15 protein-coding genes are annotated in these 17,841 nt (G+C 70.6%); 8 read left to right on the forward strand and 7 right to left on the reverse strand.

Annotated features, from left to right (window positions below):
- Positions 1-315 precede the first annotated feature (315 nt).
- The 4 genes from A3IC_RS0121575 to A3IC_RS0121590 form a co-directional block, all read right to left on the reverse strand.
- Positions 316-1,497: an ROK family protein gene (locus A3IC_RS0121575; protein WP_020552133.1), complete on the reverse strand. Its 1,182-nt coding sequence runs from the start codon at positions 1,495-1,497 to the stop codon at positions 316-318.
- A gap of 56 nt (positions 1,498-1,553) precedes the next feature.
- Positions 1,554-2,816 (reverse strand): sugar ABC transporter permease, encoded by a 1,263-nt coding sequence (locus tag A3IC_RS0121580; RefSeq protein ID WP_020552134.1) that lies wholly within the window; start codon positions 2,814-2,816, stop codon positions 1,554-1,556.
- On the reverse strand, positions 2,813-3,622 hold the full coding sequence (locus tag A3IC_RS0121585) for an ATP-binding cassette domain-containing protein (RefSeq protein WP_245599370.1): 810 nt from the start codon (positions 3,620-3,622) through the stop codon (positions 2,813-2,815). Before A3IC_RS0121585 ends, A3IC_RS0121580 begins: the two co-directional genes overlap by 4 nt.
- Before the next feature lie 97 nt (positions 3,623-3,719).
- Positions 3,720-4,826 carry a sugar ABC transporter substrate-binding protein gene (locus tag A3IC_RS0121590; RefSeq protein WP_020552136.1) on the reverse strand — a complete coding sequence of 369 codons (1,107 nt, stop codon included), beginning with the start codon at positions 4,824-4,826 and terminating at the stop codon, positions 3,720-3,722.
- An 863-nt stretch (positions 4,827-5,689) separates the two neighbouring features.
- Here A3IC_RS0121590 and A3IC_RS0121595 point away from each other — a divergent pair.
- Positions 5,690-6,160, forward strand: coding sequence for a DUF6069 family protein (locus A3IC_RS0121595; protein ID WP_020552137.1), 471 nt, complete (start codon positions 5,690-5,692; stop codon positions 6,158-6,160).
- Positions 6,161-6,169: 9 nt separating this feature from the next.
- Here the strand turns inward: A3IC_RS0121595 and A3IC_RS0121600 are convergent, their stop codons facing one another.
- Complete coding sequence (locus A3IC_RS0121600) at positions 6,170-7,063, reverse strand: NAD(P)-dependent oxidoreductase (RefSeq protein WP_020552138.1); 894 nt, start codon at positions 7,061-7,063, stop codon at positions 6,170-6,172.
- A 107-nt stretch (positions 7,064-7,170) separates the two neighbouring features.
- Here A3IC_RS0121600 and A3IC_RS55730 point away from each other — a divergent pair, with 107 nt between their 5' ends.
- From A3IC_RS55730 to A3IC_RS73050, 5 genes are all read left to right on the forward strand, one after another.
- Positions 7,171-7,539 carry an ArsR/SmtB family transcription factor gene (locus A3IC_RS55730; RefSeq protein ID WP_020552139.1) on the forward strand — a complete coding sequence of 123 codons (369 nt, stop codon included), beginning with the start codon at positions 7,171-7,173 and terminating at the stop codon, positions 7,537-7,539.
- A gap of 256 nt (positions 7,540-7,795) precedes the next feature.
- Entirely contained in the window at positions 7,796-8,488 is a 693-nt protein-coding gene (locus A3IC_RS0121610; RefSeq protein WP_026218562.1) for an alpha/beta fold hydrolase, read from the forward strand.
- Between the two features lie 250 nt (positions 8,489-8,738).
- The gene (locus A3IC_RS55735) at positions 8,739-9,461 is read left to right on the forward strand and encodes an alpha/beta fold hydrolase (protein ID WP_020552141.1); all 723 of its coding nucleotides are present in this window, start codon (positions 8,739-8,741) and stop codon (positions 9,459-9,461) included.
- 517 nt (positions 9,462-9,978) lie between these two features.
- Entirely contained in the window at positions 9,979-10,299 is a 321-nt protein-coding gene (locus A3IC_RS0121620; protein ID WP_020552142.1) for a hypothetical protein, read from the forward strand.
- Positions 10,300-10,540: 241 nt separating this feature from the next.
- Positions 10,541-11,461: a nitroreductase/quinone reductase family protein gene (locus tag A3IC_RS73050; protein WP_020552143.1), complete on the forward strand. Its 921-nt coding sequence runs from the start codon at positions 10,541-10,543 to the stop codon at positions 11,459-11,461.
- A gap of 169 nt (positions 11,462-11,630) precedes the next feature.
- Here the strand turns inward: A3IC_RS73050 and A3IC_RS0121630 are convergent, their stop codons facing one another.
- Positions 11,631-12,119, reverse strand: a complete 489-nt coding sequence (locus A3IC_RS0121630; protein WP_020552144.1) for an SRPBCC family protein — start codon at positions 12,117-12,119, stop codon at positions 11,631-11,633.
- A 380-nt stretch (positions 12,120-12,499) separates the two neighbouring features.
- Here A3IC_RS0121630 and A3IC_RS0121635 point away from each other — a divergent pair, with 380 nt between their 5' ends.
- Positions 12,500-13,735, forward strand: a complete 1,236-nt coding sequence (locus tag A3IC_RS0121635) for an alpha/beta hydrolase family protein (RefSeq protein ID WP_040876974.1) — start codon at positions 12,500-12,502, stop codon at positions 13,733-13,735.
- Positions 13,736-14,302: 567 nt separating this feature from the next.
- Here the strand turns inward: A3IC_RS0121635 and A3IC_RS0121640 are convergent.
- Entirely contained in the window at positions 14,303-15,976 is a 1,674-nt protein-coding gene (locus tag A3IC_RS0121640) for a cellulose binding domain-containing protein (protein ID WP_020552146.1), read from the reverse strand.
- Between the two features lie 791 nt (positions 15,977-16,767).
- On the opposite strand from A3IC_RS0121640, the gene A3IC_RS0121645 reads away from it, so the two are divergent.
- Positions 16,768-17,673: a lytic polysaccharide monooxygenase auxiliary activity family 9 protein gene (locus A3IC_RS0121645; RefSeq protein ID WP_020552147.1), complete on the forward strand. Its 906-nt coding sequence runs from the start codon at positions 16,768-16,770 to the stop codon at positions 17,671-17,673.
- The last annotated feature ends 168 nt before the right edge of the window (positions 17,674-17,841 follow it).

Genomic DNA, 17,841 nt, shown 5'->3' on the forward strand with positions numbered 1-17,841 from the left:
CGTGCCGCGACCGGTACCGCCGGCTGTCCCCGGTGAACCGAAACCGACCGTCGCGTTCGGGGATGCTCGGGCGCGATGCATCGTCCGAACGCGACGGCCACACGCACTCCATGAAACAGGGCGCGCCACGCCGATCGGCCCGCTCCGTCACCCGGACGGCGGAAACGATCGGTCGAGTCCACCCGATCGCGTGACCGCACGCCCCCGACGCGCCACGTGGTGCACACCGGACCACACCCCGGCCGACCCGTCGGCCCACGCCCGCCGACCCACCGGCCCGTCCGCCCCTCGGAGCCGGCTTCCGCCCGAAGACCCTCAGCCCGCCGGTTCCAACCCCGGTTCCAACGGGTTGTCCAGCAGGCGGCCGAAAGCCAACTCGGCGGCGCCGTACAGCGGCGCGTCGTCGCCGAGCGCGGCCGTGCGCAGCTTGAGGTGTTCGCGGGTGACCGCCAGCGAGGTCCGGTTGAGCCGACTGCGCACCTGCGCGGCGGTGGCCAGGTACACCTCGCGCAGCGTCCCGCCGAACACCACCATCTGCGGGTTGAGGATGTTGACCAGATTGGCCACGCCGAGTCCGAGCCAGTCGCCGACCCGGCGCAGCCCCTCCTCCGCGTCCTGATCGCCGCGCGCCGCCGAGTCGGCCAGCCCGCCGATCGCGTGCTTGGCGGTGCCGCGGGTGAGCGCGAACTCGCCGATCTCGGTCTCCCAGCACCCGCGCGACCCGCACCGACACGGCCGCCCGTCCGGGTTGACCACCATGTGGCCGACCTCGCCCGCGTATCCGTCGCCGCCGGTCACCGGCCGCCCGGCGGAGAGGATGCCGCCACCGATGCACACGTCGCCGTGCAGGTAGATCACGTTGTCGCAACCCACCGCCGCGCCCCGGGTGTGCTCGGCGACCACGCCCAGGTCGGCGTCGTTGCCGACCATGACCACGGTGCCGATCGCCGCCGACAGCCGCTCGCCCAGCGGCTCGTCGCGCCAATCCGGGGTGTGCCCCTCGGGAATGGTGCCGTCCGAGCCGCGCACCATCGCGCACACCGCGACCCCGGCACCCACACACACGCCGTCGCGCGGCGCGCTCAGCCGCATCTGCGCGACGAACCCGCCGAGCGCCTCGGCCACCTCCTTGGGCGAGAAACCGCTTCCGGGACGCTGTATTTCGCGGCGATCCAGGATCACCCCGCCCAGTCCGACCCGGGCCGCGACCACCCGGTCCACGCCGATCGTGAACGCGTACACGTACACCCGCTGCGACTGCGCCCGGACCACGAGCGAAGGCCGGCCCCGCCCGCCGCCGGAGGTGTCGCGCGGGGCCTCCTCCACGATCAGGCCCGCCGCCGCCAGGTCGGCGGTGAGCGCGCCGATGGTGCTGCGGTTGAGCCCCATGCCCGCGGTCAACTGGGCCCGGGAGGTGGGGCCGAGCACGTGCACGTGGCGAAGCAGCGCCCCCAGGTTCTGCCTGCGGATGTCCTCCTGGGTGGGCGCTGCGCGCATCGGGCTGCGGACCCTGCCTTTCTCATCCTTGGCGTCGATCGAGGGGGAGGGCGGCGTCACCGCAGCCCGGCGGCTTCGGCCCGCCGCCGCGACAGGGCGTCGACCCCGGCGGCGAGGAGCAGCACGACGCCGGTCACAACGTACTTGACGCCCGCGCTGTACCCCATGAGCCCCATACCGTTGTCGATCACCGCGACCACGGCGCCGCCGAGCACCGCGTCCAATACCCGGCCCTTGCCGCCGAACAGGCTGGTGCCGCCGATCACCGCGGCGCCCACCGCATACAACAGCACATTGCTGCCGCCGGTGTTCGAGTCCACCGAGTTGGCCCGCGAGGCGGCGACGATGCCGCCGATGGCGGCCATCGTGGAACAGATCACGAACGCCGAGATACGCACCCGGTCCACGTTGATCCCGGCCCGGCGGGCCGCCTCGCGGTTGCCGCCGACCGCGTACAGGCTCAGCCCGTACGGCGTGCGGCGCAGCACGAACGTGCCGATCAACAGCAGCACCACCAGGACCGGAACCACGATCGGCACCCCGCGCAGCGAGGAGATCACCACGTTGCGGCTGCGCTCCTGGTTGAGCACGTACACCGCGAGGCCGACCAGGATCGCCAGCGTGCCGACCCGGATGCCGGTGATCGCGATCGGTTCGGCGCTCAGCCCGCGCCGCATGCGGCTGCGGTTGCGGCGCAGTTGCAGCGCCGCGTAGCCGCCCACGGTGGCGGCGGCCAGCAGCCAGCCGACGATCGGCGCGAGGTTGCGGTTGGAGATGGCCAGGATGGTGGAGTCGCGCACCGGCACGTTGGTGCCGCCCTTGACCAGGAGCAGCGACACGCCCTGGAAGGCCAGGAACGCGCCCAGGGTGACCACGAAGGAGGGGATGCCGACCTTGGCCACCAGTACGCCGAGCACCAGGCCGATCACCGCGCCGACGACCAGGGCGGCGAGTACGCCCGCGTACCAGGGCCAGCCGTGTTCGGTCAGCAGCACGGCGAGTACCGCGGCACACACGCCGCTGGCGAAGCCCGCGGACAGGTCGATCTCGCCCAGGACCAGGACGAAGATCAACCCCATGGCGATCACGGTGACCGCGGCGCCCTGGGTGAACAGGTTGGCGAAGTTGCCCGCGCTCAGGAACCTCGGGCGCATGATCGCGAAGACCGTGCACAGCACCACCAGGCCGAGCACGGCGGGCATCGCGCCGGTGTCGCCGCCGCGCAGTCGGGCGACGTAGTCCTTGATGTGCGTGACCACCGGCGACTCGGGCGCATCGGACTCGCTCTTGTCGGCGAGAGGCAGGACGCTGCTCGTCATCGGTTCACTCCGTTTCGACCCGCGCCGGGACCGAGTGCCTCGGTCTGCCCCGACGTAATGAGTTCGACGATCTGGGAATGGGTGATCTCGCTGGTGCTGACCTGTGCGGCGGTGCGGCCCAGGTAGAGCACCGCGATCCGGTCGGCGACCGCGAACACGTCGTTCATGTTGTGCGAGATGAGCACGACGGCCAGACCGTTGTCGGCCAGCCGGCGCACCAGTTCGAGCACCTGCGCGGTCTGCGAGACGCCCAGCGCGGCGGTGGGTTCGTCCAGGACGACGACCTTGCTGTTCCACAGCACCGCCTTGGCGATCGCCACGGTCTGGCGCTGGCCGCCGGAGAGGCTGGAGACGCGCTGGCGGATCGAGGTGACGGTGCGTACGGACAGGCCGGCCAGGGTCTCCTCGGCTATCTGTTCCATGCTGTCCTCGTCCAGCACCCAGCCGCGCCGGCGCTCGCGACCGAGGAACATGTTCTGCACGATGTCGAGGTTGTCGCACAGGGCGAGGTCCTGGTAGACGATCTCGACACCCAGGTCGGACGCGTCGCGCGGGCTGTTGACGGTGACCGGCGCACCGTCGAAGAAGTACTCGCCGGAGTCGGCGGTGTGGATGCCGCCGATGCACTTGACCAGGGTCGACTTGCCCGCGCCGTTGTCGCCGACGAGCGCGGTCACCTGGCCCTCGTACACGGACAGGTCCACGTCGCGCAGGACGTGTACGGCGCCGAAGCTCTTGTTGATGCCGCGCAGTTCGAGCACGGGATCGGACGCGGGCGGCGGGGCGGGGGTGGGGGACAGGGCCACGGTGCGGGCTCCTCGCGTGGGGTGGCGGCAGGGTACGCGCCGGCCGGAACCGACCCTCGTGGGAGTCGGCCCCGGCGCGACTGCGCGGTCCGGGTGGCTAGTTGATGCCGAACTCGGTGCACTTGGCGGCGTAGGCGCCGGTGCACAGGGTGTCCTTGGTGACGTACCCGTCGACGACCACGTCCTTGACGTTCTCCTTGTAGATGGCCACCGGCTCCAGGAGTACGGACGGCACGTCGCGCTTGCCCTCGGGGTCGCGGACGATGGCGGGTACGGCCGGCTTCTGGCCCTTGGCGAGGGCGACGGCCAGCCCGGAGACCGCGTCGGCCTCCTTCTTGATCGCCTTGTAGACGGTCATGCACTGGTCGCCGACCAGGATGTTCTGCAGAGCGGTGGTCTCCGCGTCCTGCCCGGTGACCGGGACCCTACCGTTGAGCTTCTGCTTCTTCAGGATCGAGATCGCCGCGTTGCCCAGGCCGTCGTTGGCCGCCACGACGCCGGAGATGTTCGGCGACTGGGTGAGCATCTGCTCGAACAGGTTGGCGCCCTCGGTGTTGTTCCAGTCCGGGACGGCCTGGTCCGGGCCCTTGACGTACTCTCCGGAGTCGAACTTCGGCTTGAGCACCGCGTCGTAGCCCTGCTTGAGCAGCGTCGCGTTGTTGTCGGTGGCCGAGCCGTTGAGCATCGCGACGGTGGGCTTTTGCGCGTTCGCGGCGGACAGGCACTTCTCGAGGCCCTGGCCCATCAGCGTGCCGACCTTCACGTTGTCGAAGCTGACGTAGTACTGCGCGCTGCCGCCGAGGGTCAGTCGGTCGTAGTCGATGGTCGCGACACCCTGGGACTTGGCCTTGTCCAGAACGGCCTTTCCGGTGCCGCTGTCCAGGTTGACGATGACCAGGACGGTCGCGCCGTTGGTGATCATCTGGTCGGCCAGGGTCTGGAACTGGGACTTGTCGCCCTGCGCGTTCTGGATGTCGTAGTCGACGCCGGCGGCCTTGAACGCGTCGGTGAGGTACTTGCGGTCGTTGGTCTCCCACCGGCCCGACGTCTTGCTGTCGGGCAGGATCACGCCGATCTTCGCCTTCTTGCCACCACCGTTCGTGGAGCCGGACGAGCCGGTGCCGGAATCGTCCGAGCAGGCGGAGAGGGTGCCGGCGGCGAGTACGGCGCAGGCGGAGACGGACACGAGGAACCTCTTGCGCATGGTGGATCCCTTCGGGCACGTGCCGGTGGAGCCGGCGGGGGGACGTGGAGACGTCGTCATGGGGTGGTGCGGCGTCGGGTGGTGCGGCCGGGCGGTGCAGCGGGGTGGTGCAGCGGGGTGGTGCGGGGGTGCGGGGGTGCGGTGGCGCTGTGCGATGCGGGCTGTGTGGCGTGCGGGCGGACGGGTGCGGGGTGCACGACAGCGAGAATCCGCAACACGTGAAGGCGGTGTCGCCTTAAATGTTGTGGGCGACAACGTAATAGCCTCACCGGGTCTCCGCCAGACCCCGGAACCCCTGAGAAATGCCGGCTTCGGTAACGGTTGGGAAACGCAGGCGAACCAAAAACCGGTTGTTAGCCACGATGACCTTCAAGAATCAACGCCGAGTGGCCTGGTTGGGGCCGTGTGACTTCGGATTGCGAACCCGGGGGGATGGCGCGCGGACGCGGATTAAGTTCCGAGCCGCAACTTAGGTGCCTTGTGGGAGTGTTGGGGTGGGCCGGTCGGACGGCATGGCCGGCCGCGGCAACCTTTTCGGTGCGCTCGGCCTGGTCGGGTGGTCGCGTCGCAAGCCGGTGCTCGCCTGCCGGACCGCCGTACTCACACCCGCCGACCGCGCCGCCCGCGCCTGTTCCCCCGCCTCGTTCGCCGCCGCCCGAGGGGCTGACCATCCGCGGCGCGCCGTGAGATCGACGGCATCGCGGGAGCGCCGCTCCGGGATGTGCGCACCCGGCCGTCTCCAGAGCACCGGGCCGACGCGGTTGAAGTCGATCGGTATGGATGTCGGTGGTGACGTCGAGTGGCGGGTATCGGCTCCGACCCTCGGGCAACAGGGACCGCCCGGATGTCGGAGGAGAACGCCGATGAACACCACGCAGAACCCGATCTCGGCCGAACGTGCACCCGCCGGATGGAAATCGCGGGCGGTATGGACGGTGAGCGTGGCTGCCGGGGCGGCCGCCGCGATCGGCACGGAGGCGTACGGGTTGCTCGCACGGGGCCTCGGCGTACCGATGCGGGCCGGCAACATCGGGGCGGCGACGGCGGAGCCGATCACCGTGGGGATGTTCGCGATGGGCACGGCTGTCAGCCTGTGCCTGGGGACGATACTGGCCGTCCTCGTCGCACGCTTCGCGGCTTGTCCGGCGCGGACGTACCTGGTGACCACGGTTGCGCTGGTCGCGCTGTCCATGGCCGGACCGCTGCTCGCCGGTGACACGCCGGCCTCGACCAAGGCGATGTTGTGCGGCGCGCACCTGGTGGCGGCGGCGATTGTCGTTCCCGTGGTGACGCGCAGGCTGGAGAGTGTCGCGGGTCGTGGGGCTCGCGGCTGACCGAGCCGGCTACTTGTCGAAGCCGGCGAAGTAGCCGGCTGCCATGTCCTTGTCGCCGTGGCCCCGTGCGGAGGCGCGGCGGAAGCGCTCCGCGCCGGCGGCGACGACATCCATGCGGATGCCCACGTGTTCGGCGGCCTGAAGCACCAGTCGGGCGTCCTTCTCCGCGTTGTCCACCGAGAAGCTGGTGGTGTAGTCGTCGGAGAGGATGGCGGCCGACTTGAGCTGGAAGTAGGCGTTGTCCATCGGGCCGCCGCTCACCACGTCGAGGACCGATCGAGGGTCCACGCCCAGGCCCTCGGCCAGGGCCAGGGCCTCGCCGACGCCGTGGGTCAGCGCCAGGACCCAGGTGTTGAGAACGAGCTTGAGTCGGGTGGCCGCGCCGGAGGTACCGTCCTCGCCGACCCACAGGGTGCGCCGACCGATCGTGTCGAACAACGGCTGGACGATCTCGCGGCCCGCCGGTGTGCCGGCCGCCAGCACGACCAACTGCCCCTGTTCGGCGGGCCCTCGGGTGCCCTGTACCGGCGCGTCCACGAGAAGCAGCTCGTGTTCGCGGGCGAACACGGCCAGTTCGTCCAGTGCGTCGACGCCGACCGTGCTGATCTGTACCCACACCGTGCCGGCACGCAACCCCGGCACCGCGGCTCGCATGGCGTCCAGCACCCGGGGGCCGTCGTTGAGCACGGTGACCACGATGTCCGCGCCGGAGACCGCGTCGGCCGGCGTGTCGACCGCGGTCGCGCCGTCGGCGGTCAGGGCCGCGGCCTTGGCGGGCGTACGGTTCCAGGCCCGCACCGCGAAGTCGTTCCGGGACAGGTTGCGGGCGATGGCGGCGCCGATGATGCCGGTGCCCAACACGGCGACGGTGGGGCGGAGCGGGGTGGGCCGGGTGTTCGTCATGGAGTGCGCTTCCCGTCGACTTGGTTCGAAAATCTTCGTACTCAGGTACCGTAGACACCCACGGCATGCGCCGGCAACCGTGGATCGAGGCAAGGAGCGGATGCGGGATGCCCGTCCAGATGCACCACCCGTCGCTCGACGAGGTGTCGCTGAGTGCGGTCTTCGCCGCACTGTCCGACGACCACCGGCGCGGCGTGGTCGTCGCGTTGGCCGTGGACCCGACCCGCGAGCAGCCGTGTTCGGTGTTCCCGGTGCCGGGTACCAAATCCACGCGTTCGTACCACTGGAAGGTGCTGCGCGAGGCGGGCCTGATCATCCAACGCAACACCGGAACCGGCATGATGCTGCGCCTTCGCGAACCCGAGTTCGAACAGCGCTTCCCCGGCTTCCTCGCCAACCTCCTCCACCTCGAAGGCCGGCCCCCGGTCCCCGCCGAATCCACGCACGAGAACGGCGACGCACCGCCCGACCGCTGACGGGGGACCCTCCGACGGCCTGTCCGACGGACGCCATGCGTCTCCTGATCCACCGCCGCGGCCCCGCGCGGTCGCCGGCGCCGGCTCCCAACCCGCGCCCCGGCCATTCGCAGCCCATCCCAGGGGTCCGCTTCGCGCGCCCGGGCCTGCCCTTCTTGGATGGGTGGGGTCTCTGGTCTCTGGTCTCCGGTGGGCGGCAGGGGTAGCATCGCACCAGCCGCTTAATCGTGTCAGCGAATGTTTCGGAGAGTTCTTCGTGAAGCTTCACGTGCATGAACGAGGTGTCGGGGACAAGGTCGCGGTGCTCGTTCATGGTGGGATGTCGGACCACGGGACATGGCACGCGGTGGAGGACGTGCTGGTCGAGCGCGGCTATCGGGTGTACGCGCCGGACCTGCGTGGGCACGGGCTGAGCGAGCGGGCCGAGTACAGCCCCGAGGTGATGGCCGACGACCTCGTGGAGAACCTGCCGGTCGGTGCCGACGTGGCGATCGGGCATTCGCTCGGCGCGCTCGCGCTGTCGCTCGCGGTCGAGCGGTTGCGGCCGAAGAAGGCCGTGTACTCCGATCCGGGCTTCCGCATGGGCGCGGTACCCGCAGGTGCCTTCGAGGGGATGCGGGCGATGGTGGCCGATGCGTCCCTGGAGAGCATTCGTGAGATGAACCCGCGATGGTCGGCTGCGGATGTACAGGCCGAGCTCGACGGCTTCCGGAGGTTCGACCAAGGGTTCCTGGCCCGGCTGGGCGACTTCGACCCGGACTACGTTCCCGCCGCTCCCGTGGTGCCGAGCCTGGTTCAGTCCGCGGCCAACAGCTTCATCATGACGCCGGCGCTGAACGAGGAACTGCGCGGGAACGGCTTCGAGGTACGCGTGGTGGAGAACGTGGGCCACTGCATCCACCGCGACGACTTCGACGCGTTCCTGAAGTCGCTCGACGGCTGGATCTGACCCACCGTCGACTCCGCTCCCGCCCCGCCCCCGCCACGCGAGGCGCCCTCCGCATACGCCGCCCCACGCGTACGCGCGCCGCGCCACCCCGTATACGCCGCCACCTCGGAGCGACTTCCCGCGCGTACGCCGCACGCTCGATTTCCCCCCGAGCGGGGGCGTAGCGCGCGGGAACGGGCGTCGCCACAACCCGTTCGGCTCGGAGCGAACGGCGTTCCGTCCACGCCCGACGCGCGGATATGGTCCGAATATGGGTGAATCAACGGGTGCATCGAGCGCGGTCGAGATCGACGGGGTCCGCCTGGCGTACGACGTGTGGGGTGCGCCGCAGGCCCCGCCGCTGGTGTTGCTGCACGCGCTCGGCGAGGACGCCACGCACTGGGCCCGCATAGCCGAAGCCCTGGCCGAGCAGTGGCGGGTGTACGCCGTCGATCTGCGCGGGCACGGACGCAGCGATTGGCCCGGCGACTACTCCATCGAACTGATGCGGGACGACCTGATCGGCTTCATCGACGCACTCGCCCTTGACCGGGTGGACCTGATCGGGCACTCGTTGGGCGGCATGGTGGCCTACGTGTTCGCGCAGGAACACCCGGAACGGGTGGGCCGGTTGGTACTCGAAGACGTCTCCGTCCCGCTGCCGCGCGACCCGATTGCGCCGACGCGGCCCGAGGGCGAACTCGGCTTCGACTGGGACATGGTCGTGGCCGTCCGCAAGCAGGTCGACACTCCCGATCCCGTGTGGTGGGAGCGCTTGGCCCGAATCACCGCCCCCACCCTCGTCGTTGCCGGCGGCTCGGCGAGCCATATTCCACAGGACCGCGTCACCGAGTGGACCCGCCGGCTCGCCGACGCCCGGGTGGTCACCATCCCGGCCGGCCACCTGATCCACGCCGCCGAGCCCCAAGCCTTCACCGAGGTGACCCGGTCCTTCCTGTGCACACCTGCCGATCCCGCCCGCCCCAGGGATTGACCGCCCGCTTCACTGTGCGGAACTCCGCTGCGAGCACGTCGAGTTCTCGGATGGTCTCGTCGCTTTCGCGGGTTCGGACTTCGCCGGGACGGTGGTGGACTTCGGCGATCACGCCCCCCGATCCGCTACACAACGGTCCCACCCGCCCGATTCGCCGCTGTGGGCGTCGGTGCGCACGGCCGTGCAGGTGACGGCGCCGGTGCGGCGTGCGACGTGGGCCGCGCAGGCCGCGCACGCGCGGCCTCGTACGAGTCGACCGCGCTCACCCCGGCGACTCCCGTCCTCGATGTGGCGGCGGGCCCGGGAGACATGGAGACCGATCCCGGGCGCGTTCCGTGCCCGGCGCGCCTACGCGGCCGCGACGGTGAACGACCCGCGGCCGGTGCGGGGTCCGGGCGGGGTGGGGCGGACGGCTCCGGGCGGACGCGTGCGCGGTGGGTCGCCCGAGGTCGCCTCGTCCGCGCGGCGCCCAGGGCAACGCGCGCCCGGCCGCGACCGGCCGCACCCTCGCCCGGGCATGGAGGCACGTCTGCACGCCGCCACGAACACCCGGCCGCCCCACGAGTGGACCGACCGGCTGACGGACGCCGGATTCGTCGTGGACGCGCGCCGTCCCTTCGAGATCGGCCTGGACGGCTCGCAGGCGGGCCCGGCGCTGGGCCGCTACGCCCGGACCTGCCTGACCGAGCTGCGCTCCCACGCCGACGAAGCACTGGACGCGGACGACCTGGCAGCCCTCGACACCCTCCTGGACGAAACGCAGCCGCACGGCATCCTGCGCCGTGACGACCTGACGGTGCGCACCACGCCTACCACCTGGATCGCCCGCCGCCCATAGGCCCAGGCCCGCACCGGGCCCTCGGCCCCTCCCCGCCCCGGACCGCCCCGGCAGCACGAGGCAAGCCCCCGGACGCGGCCCCGGATCCGGGGCGGCTTCACCCGCCCCGCCGGACCCCCGCACGCGATCGATCACCTGTGCTGGGACGCGGCCCCGGCGTCGGCACTCGACGGCGATCCGGCCTTGCCGAAGATTGGTTATGCGCATAACGTTATCCGCATAACCAATTGAGGGAGATCCCGTGGACTTCGCGTACGCCGATGAACTCAACCAGGCGGTCCGTCTCCTGAGTCTGCGTCACCGGACCAGGGCCGCCGCGTTGTTGGCGCCGCTCGGGCTGCATCCCGGGCAGGAGGTACTGCTCCTCGAACTCGCCCGGACCGGACCGATGATCCAGGCCCGGATCAGCCAGGCGCTCGGGTGCGAGCCGCCGAGCGTCACCATCATGACCCGCAAGCTCGAAGCCGCCGGTCACATCCGCCGCACTCCCGACGTGTCCGACAAGCGCGCGAGCGTGGTCGAACTCACCGACGGCGGCCGGGCGTTGGCCGAGCAGGTCAAGCAGGTCTGGGTCACCCTGGCGGAGGAGACCGTGGCCGGCCTGCCCGCCGGCACGGCCACCGAACTGCCCAGCCTTCTCACCGCCCTGACCCGCAACATCGACACCAGGCGCCCCGCCGACCCGGTGGGTGCGGCCGGACTCGCCGGGGAATACGAACCGAGCGGTCTGGCGTGGGTCCGCGACCACGTCGACCAGGTCCACCGCACCGGGACAACGGACGGCGTCACGATAAAGGACCTGCCCACGGTGCTGATGACCTACCGGGGCGCCAAGACCGGCAAACTTCGCAAGACCCCGGTCATGCGCGTCGAACACGAGGGCCGCTACGCGGCCGTCGCGTCCAACGGCGGCACGGCGACCAATCCGCAGTGGTTCGCCGGCGTGCTCGCCGAGCCCGTCGTCGCGATCCAGGACGGGCGGACCACCCACACGTACCGGGCGCGCGAGGTCCTCGGCGACGAGAAGGCCCAGTGGTGGGCCCGCGCCGTCGACGCGTACCCCGACTACGCCGAATACCAGCGCAACACCGACCGCCGGATCCCCGTCCTCGTCCTCGAACCGCTCGTCGAGGACGGCCGGGCCGGATCGACCCGATCGTGATCCGGACTCGGGACAGGCCCTGGACGACCTTGATCGAATGCTTGGCGCCAACGGCGGTACCGCCGGTCCCCAACGCCGACACTCGCCTGAAGCTGAACACGCGGCGGGTCTCCCCTGCGCGGCAGTCGGTGGGGGCCGGAGAGACGCGCGTGCGTCGCCGACCGGAGTGCTACGCGCCGAAGTCCAGGGTCTCGCCGGTCTCCAGCACCGTCTTGAGGTTGGACAGGATCATCGGCCAGCCCTCGCGGATGCTCTTGAGCATCTCGGACTCCGGCGCGAAACCCTCGTGCAGGACGCGCAGCGCGACCACCTCGCCCAGCGGTACCAGATCGAAGGAGACCCGGGAGATCGGCTCACGGCGGTGTTCGGCGAGTTGTTCCGCGCTCCAGCCGAACATCTCGCCGATCTCGGGCTCGTAGTTGTGCCACGTGTAGGCCAGTCGACGTGGCGGTTCGACCGCCAGAACCACCTGACCGGCGTCCCGCGGGGCCGTCCGCGGTGACATCGACCAGCGGACCGGCGAGCCGACCCGCCAGTCCGATTCCGGTCCCGAGCCGTCGAAGTAGCGGCTGATCTCGGCCCGTTCGGTCAGCGCGCGCCACAACTCCTCGGGGGTGGTGCGGATGTACATGACATAGGTGAACTGCGTGTCGGACACGGGGTTTCTCCCAAGAGGGGCGGCATCGGACGCGGGCGCGACCGGTGCCCGGGGATCGCCTTCCTTCCACTATCCGCCGGCTCGGCCCGGCAGTCCGGCACCGTGCGCACGCCACGCCGAAGGACGCCACGGAACCACGCGGACGCGGTCCGATCGGCCGCTCACGCACCCTGAAGCAGGGCGGACCCGGTCCACCGGCCTCGCCTACGGACGCCTCGGGACGCTCCGAGACAGCCGCGGCAGTCGGATCGATCGTCCGGGCGGTCGTGGACCGGTCGGCCACCAGAGGACCCGATGCTTCCGGGGATGTACGCCCGGCCCCGGTCGCGGTGCGACCGATGGCCGATGCGCCGGACCGGACCCGGAACCAGGATCGGGACATGACCCGATCCTCGTCGGCCCCGACGGCCGCGCTGCCCACGCTCGCCCTCGCACTCGCCCTCGCGTTCGCCCTGCCGACCGCCATGGCACACCCGTCGGCCGCCGCCTCCGCCGCCGCGGCCCCCATTGCCTTCGTCCCGGCCTCGGCCGACGTCCCGGCGGCTGCCGGCCGGACCTCCTTGCCGCGTCCCACCGGCTCGTTCGCCGTGGGCCGGGAATCCCTCCACCTCGTCGACCGGGCCCGGCGGGACCCGTGGGTACCGGAGGCCGGTGCGCGCGAGCTGATGGTCGGCGTGTACTACCCCGCGCTGCCCGGCACCGGCACGCCCGCGCCGTATGCCACGGTCGAGGAGGCTCGCCTACTGCTCGCGGACCGGGGGATGGGTGACGTATTCCCCGCCGAGACGCTCGGTGGTACCGAAACCGACGTCAAGGCCGATGCCCGGCCCGCGCGTGGCCGGTTTCCGCTCGTGGTGTTGTCCCCGGGATTCGGCGTGTCCGCGTACACGCTCACCGGTCTCGCCGAGGAACTCGCGAGCCGGGGGTACGTGGTGGCCGCCGTCGACCACGCGTACGAGTCGGTGGGGACCGCCTTTCCGGGCGGCCGGATGCGCACCTGCGTCGCCTGTGAAAAGGTGCGGACCGAGGCGGACTTGGCCGCGGTCACCGCGGGCCGGGCCGAGGATGTGTCCCTCGTGTTGGATCGGCTCACCGGACCGCGGCCGACCTGGCGGTACGCGGCCCTGATCGACCGCAACCGGATCGGCATGGCCGGCCACTCGATCGGCGGCGCGAGCGCGGCCGCGGCGATGGCGGGTGACGCTCGAATCCGGGCGGGCGTGAACATCGACGGTGCGTTCCACTCCGCGGTACCCGAAACGGGCTTGCGCGGGCGGGCTTTCATGATGCTGGGCACGGACGACGACACGCACCGCCCGGGAGGCGTGGACCGTAGCTGGGACGAGGCGTGGGGGCGACTGGACGGCTGGAAGAGGTGGTTGACGGTGGCCGGCGCGAATCACTACAGCTTCACCGACGTTCCGGTCTTCCTCGACCAACTGGGCCTGCCCGGCGGCCGGTTGCCGGCGCCGCTCGCGGGGCGCCGCGGGTTGGACCTGACCCGGGCCTACGTCGGGGCCTTCTTCGACCTCCAACTGAAGTGCATTCCTCAGCCCTTGTTGGCCGGCGTGACACCAGCCAACCCGGAGGTCATGTTCAACAATCCGGGTTGGTGAGTCCGCGTCGAACCGGTGAACACATGCGAACGCGCGACCGTCGGGCCCGGTGACCGGGCGGACGTACGCGCGCAAAGGACCTACGAGGTGGGCTCCCTGCGCCGGCATTGTCCGGATCAGGTGCTAGGGGTCGCGTTCCGGTCCATTCGACCTTCACGCCTCTCAGCCCGACCGCCCGACCTTGGCTTGAGCCGAAGCTCCCTTCTCCAAGGCCAACCACTGATCGGTCGAACTCCCTCGCTCGCCCCGTAAGCCACTAACCACCCTACTCCGGGATAAAAGCCTTGCCAAGAGGTCGGCCGAAAATGTGACACGGTTGGTGTCCCGGGGCTGTTGAGGTTCGAGACCCCGACCGTTGTCGGTGGGCCGCGTGAGAGCTGTGCCCGATCTCGGGGTGCGGGCCGCCGGCGAACGGCTGCACTTGCACCGGGTGGCGGCGACTTCGAAGGTGGCCCGGCGGCGTCGCGTGGGCGCCGCCGGGCTGGGAGGCAACGGTCGAAAGGGGGTCGACCGATGCCGGGTAGGTGGGTTCGGCCGGCTGGTTCAACCGGTGGCCCGGTCTTGGGTTCAGCCGGTGAAGTTCTTGAAGAGGGTGGTGAATTCGTACGGGGATTGGTTGATGCTGCTGCACGTGGGCGAGACGCCGCCGCCCGGGCAGGAGCCGTTGTCGCGGCCCACCGACCAAAACGCCAGTCGGCCGATGTGGTTGGTGTTCGCCCAGGTGACCAGCTTGCTCGCGTCCGACTGGACGAAGATCTTGCCGTTGTAGTTGCGGCCGATCATCGGCGTCACCGCGAGCATGGCTTTGAGTTCGGCGTCGGACTTGGCGGGCCAGATCTCCTTCATTTGACGCAGCGTCGATTCGGCGGCGGTGATCACCGCGTCGCCCCACACCGGGCGCGAGGTGCCGAACTCCATCGCCATCGGATTGACGATGTCGACCCGAACACCGTTGTCCCGCGCGTTCTTGAGCAGGTCCACGCCCAGGGAAGGGGTCAGGCCGTAGTCGTCGCCCTGCACCATCAGGGTGAAGCTGACGGTGGTGGCGGGCCGGTCGCGCTGGACCTTGGCCAGTGCCTTGTTCATGGTGCCGATCGGGATGGACGCCTCGATGTCGATGTCGAGGTGTTTGACGCCGAGGGTGTCGATCACCTTGGTGTAGGCGGCGGCAAGTGTGTCGACGCTGCCGCAGGACGCCTCCAGGTACGGGCCCGCCGCGCCGCCGAAGGCGACCACGACATCGCCACCCTGGGCGCGAAGTGCGTTGATCTGGTTGACGATACGCGGCTCGTCGAGGGCAATCGTGCCGCCCCATTTGGGGTCGCAGCCGCTGTTGCTGCCCAGGACGAAGGCGAGTGTGAACAACTTCTGGCCGGTGGCCGCGGCGACTTCGGTCAGGGTCGGGGTTGGTGCGGTGATGTCGATGTACGGAACGCTGCGCACCGATCCCGGCGGGGGATTGCCGCCGCCCGTCGTGGTGGTGGCGATCAGCTCGGGCGTGAACGGGGACACGTTGCCCGCCGGGTCCTTCGCGCGCACCTTGACCGGGTATCCGGTGCCGGGGGTGAGTCCGGACAGTGTCACGCTCGGACCGGCGCTGGTCGCGGTGGGTGCGCCGTTGACGTAGATGTCGTAGCCGGCGACCCGGTCGTCGTCCGTGGACGCGCTCCAGGACAGGGTCAGCGCGGTCGGGCCGGCCGTGGCCACGCGCAGGTCGGTCGGCGTACCGGGCGCAGTGGTGTCGGGGCCGGCCGGCCCGACACAGGGGTTGCCGTTCAGTTTGCAGTTGCCGGGAGTTCCGGTGCCCGCGCCGAGGAAGCCGAAGGTGGCCGAGGCGCCCGGGGCGAGGGTGCCGTTGTACTCGCGGTTGGTGAAGACGTAGTGACCGCCGCCCGAGCCGGTTTGCAGCGCATCCCAGTACGAGCCGACGGTGGTTCCGGCGGGCAGGTCGAACTCGACCCGCCACGCGGTGAGCGTGGTGGCGCCCTGGTTGCGGATCGTGTACTGCCCGGTGAAGCCGGAACCCCAGTCGGACGCCTTGGCGAACGTCGCCTCGGGGGTCGCGGCGTGGGCGGCGCCGGAGGGCAGGACGACCAGCGCGATCGGTGCGATGACGGCCGCGACCAGGACGCGTGCGAGTGTGCGCAGCGGCCGTCGGGCCCGCCAATGAGGTCGGACCTGCGACGAACGATGGGTAGAAGTTCGGGAGTTGCGGTGCGGTGTGGGGAACGGGGAGATCATCGAGCCGGCTCCTGGACACGTCTTGGGACACGGGTCGGGGGACGAGAGCGGTGTTGGACATGCCGTGCGCACGCCGCCGGTTGGCGTGCCCCACCGCTCGCGGCCGGGCGGTGGGGCAGTCGGTGTCCGGGTACTTGGTGTCGGAGTGCTTGTCGTCGGGACGTTTGGCGCCTGGTGTTCGGGTGGTTCTCGAAGGTGTCGATCCTCGAAAGGGCCGGATGATCGCCGTCCGCATCGCGTCGACGAGCGTCCTGGCACGGACAATGGTCTATACCAACCCTGTCCCCGTCCATAGGTGTGAGGGCACTTTTCGGGGTCGCCCGGCAAGTATTGGCAAGGCGGCGCCCGGGCGCGGAAAATTTTTCCTCGCCACAATGACGACACAACTGACGGGGCATCAGAAACCAAACCGCGCAGGCCGTCCCGACTTTTCGGCGCGGTTTGCATCGCTTCGGTTGGGGAGTAATGACCATCGAATCGCGCGGTCCAATCGGAAAGACCGGCTCCGCGCTCTTGCGCGACCGGACGAGCACGGCGACTCTGAGTACCGCCGCAGCCATTGGTCTATACCTGTCCCCTCGGACCGCGGGCGGCGGCACCCGTACGCCGGAACCCCCGGATCCGTCGCGGCCATCGCGGATCCCCGTCCCACCCGTGCCGTCTCACCCCTTCCACGCCGACCGTCCCATCCGCGCCGATCCGCCCCATCCGAGGGCTCCCGCACGAGGGAGCTCTCGTTCGAGGCCCCCGTACGTCCCCGATATCGGCAACTCCCTTACCCGGAGGGCTTCATGAAGTCTCGCCGCAAGGTCGCGGCATTCGCCGCGGCCTGCTGTCTGACGCCCCTGACGATCACCGCGCTCGCCACCGGAACGGCGCAGGCACACGGCACCCTGAGCAATCCGCTCAGCCGCACCGGCACGTGTCGCGCCGAGAATCCGGAGAACCCCACGTCCGCCGCGTGCAAGGCGGCTGTCGCGATCGGCGGCACGCAGCCCGTGTACGACTGGAACGAGGTCAACCTCGCGGACGTTGCCGGCCGGCATCGTCAAGTGATTCCGGACGGCAAGCTGTGCAGTGCCGGGCGGGACAAGTACAAGGGCTTCGACCAGGCGCGCGCCGACTGGCCGGCGACCGCGGTCTCCGCCGGCAGCACCTTCAACTTCCTGTTCCGGGCCACCTCGCCGCACCGCGGCACGTTCGAGTTCTATGTGACCAGGGACGGATACGACCCCACGGTGCCGCTGAAGTGGTCGGACCTGGAGCCCACGCCGTTCCTGACCCAGACCGATCCGCCGTTGGACAACGGGTCGTTCGTGATGAACGGGCGAATGCCCACCGGCAAGACCGGTCGGCACCTGATCTACGTCGTCTACCAACGCACCGACAGCCCCGAGGCGTTCTACTCCTGCTCGGACGTGGTCTTCGGTGCCGCCGCCGCACCCGCCGCCGCGCGGGTGAACCCGGCGACCGCACCGCTGGCCCACGTGACCGGCGCGCCGTACATCGAACCCGCCGCGCACAACCACGAGAGCATCAACGAGGCGCCGGTGGCCGCGGCCGTACCGGACGCCGGCCCCGCCGGCGTCCCGCGCGCGGCCGGCGTCGGCGCGGCGGGCGCGGGCGCGCTGATCATCCTCGGCGGCGGCGCCGTGCTGTTGACCAACCGGCGCCGAGAGGCCCACGCGCGGCGCTGACCACGCGCCCGACGCCCCACAGATGCCACCTCCGGTCCGGACGAAGCCGACGGGCCCGACCAACCCGACGACCGCCGCCGGGCCGGAGGTGGGCCACACACTGCCCGGCCGCTCCGCCGCTCGCCGCTCCGCCGCAGCCCTTTTCGCCGCGGAGCGACGGGCACACCA

Origin of the sequence: Embleya scabrispora DSM 41855 (genome assembly GCF_000372745.1) — a bacterium.
Classification (GTDB): domain Bacteria; phylum Actinomycetota; class Actinomycetes; order Streptomycetales; family Streptomycetaceae; genus Embleya; species Embleya scabrispora.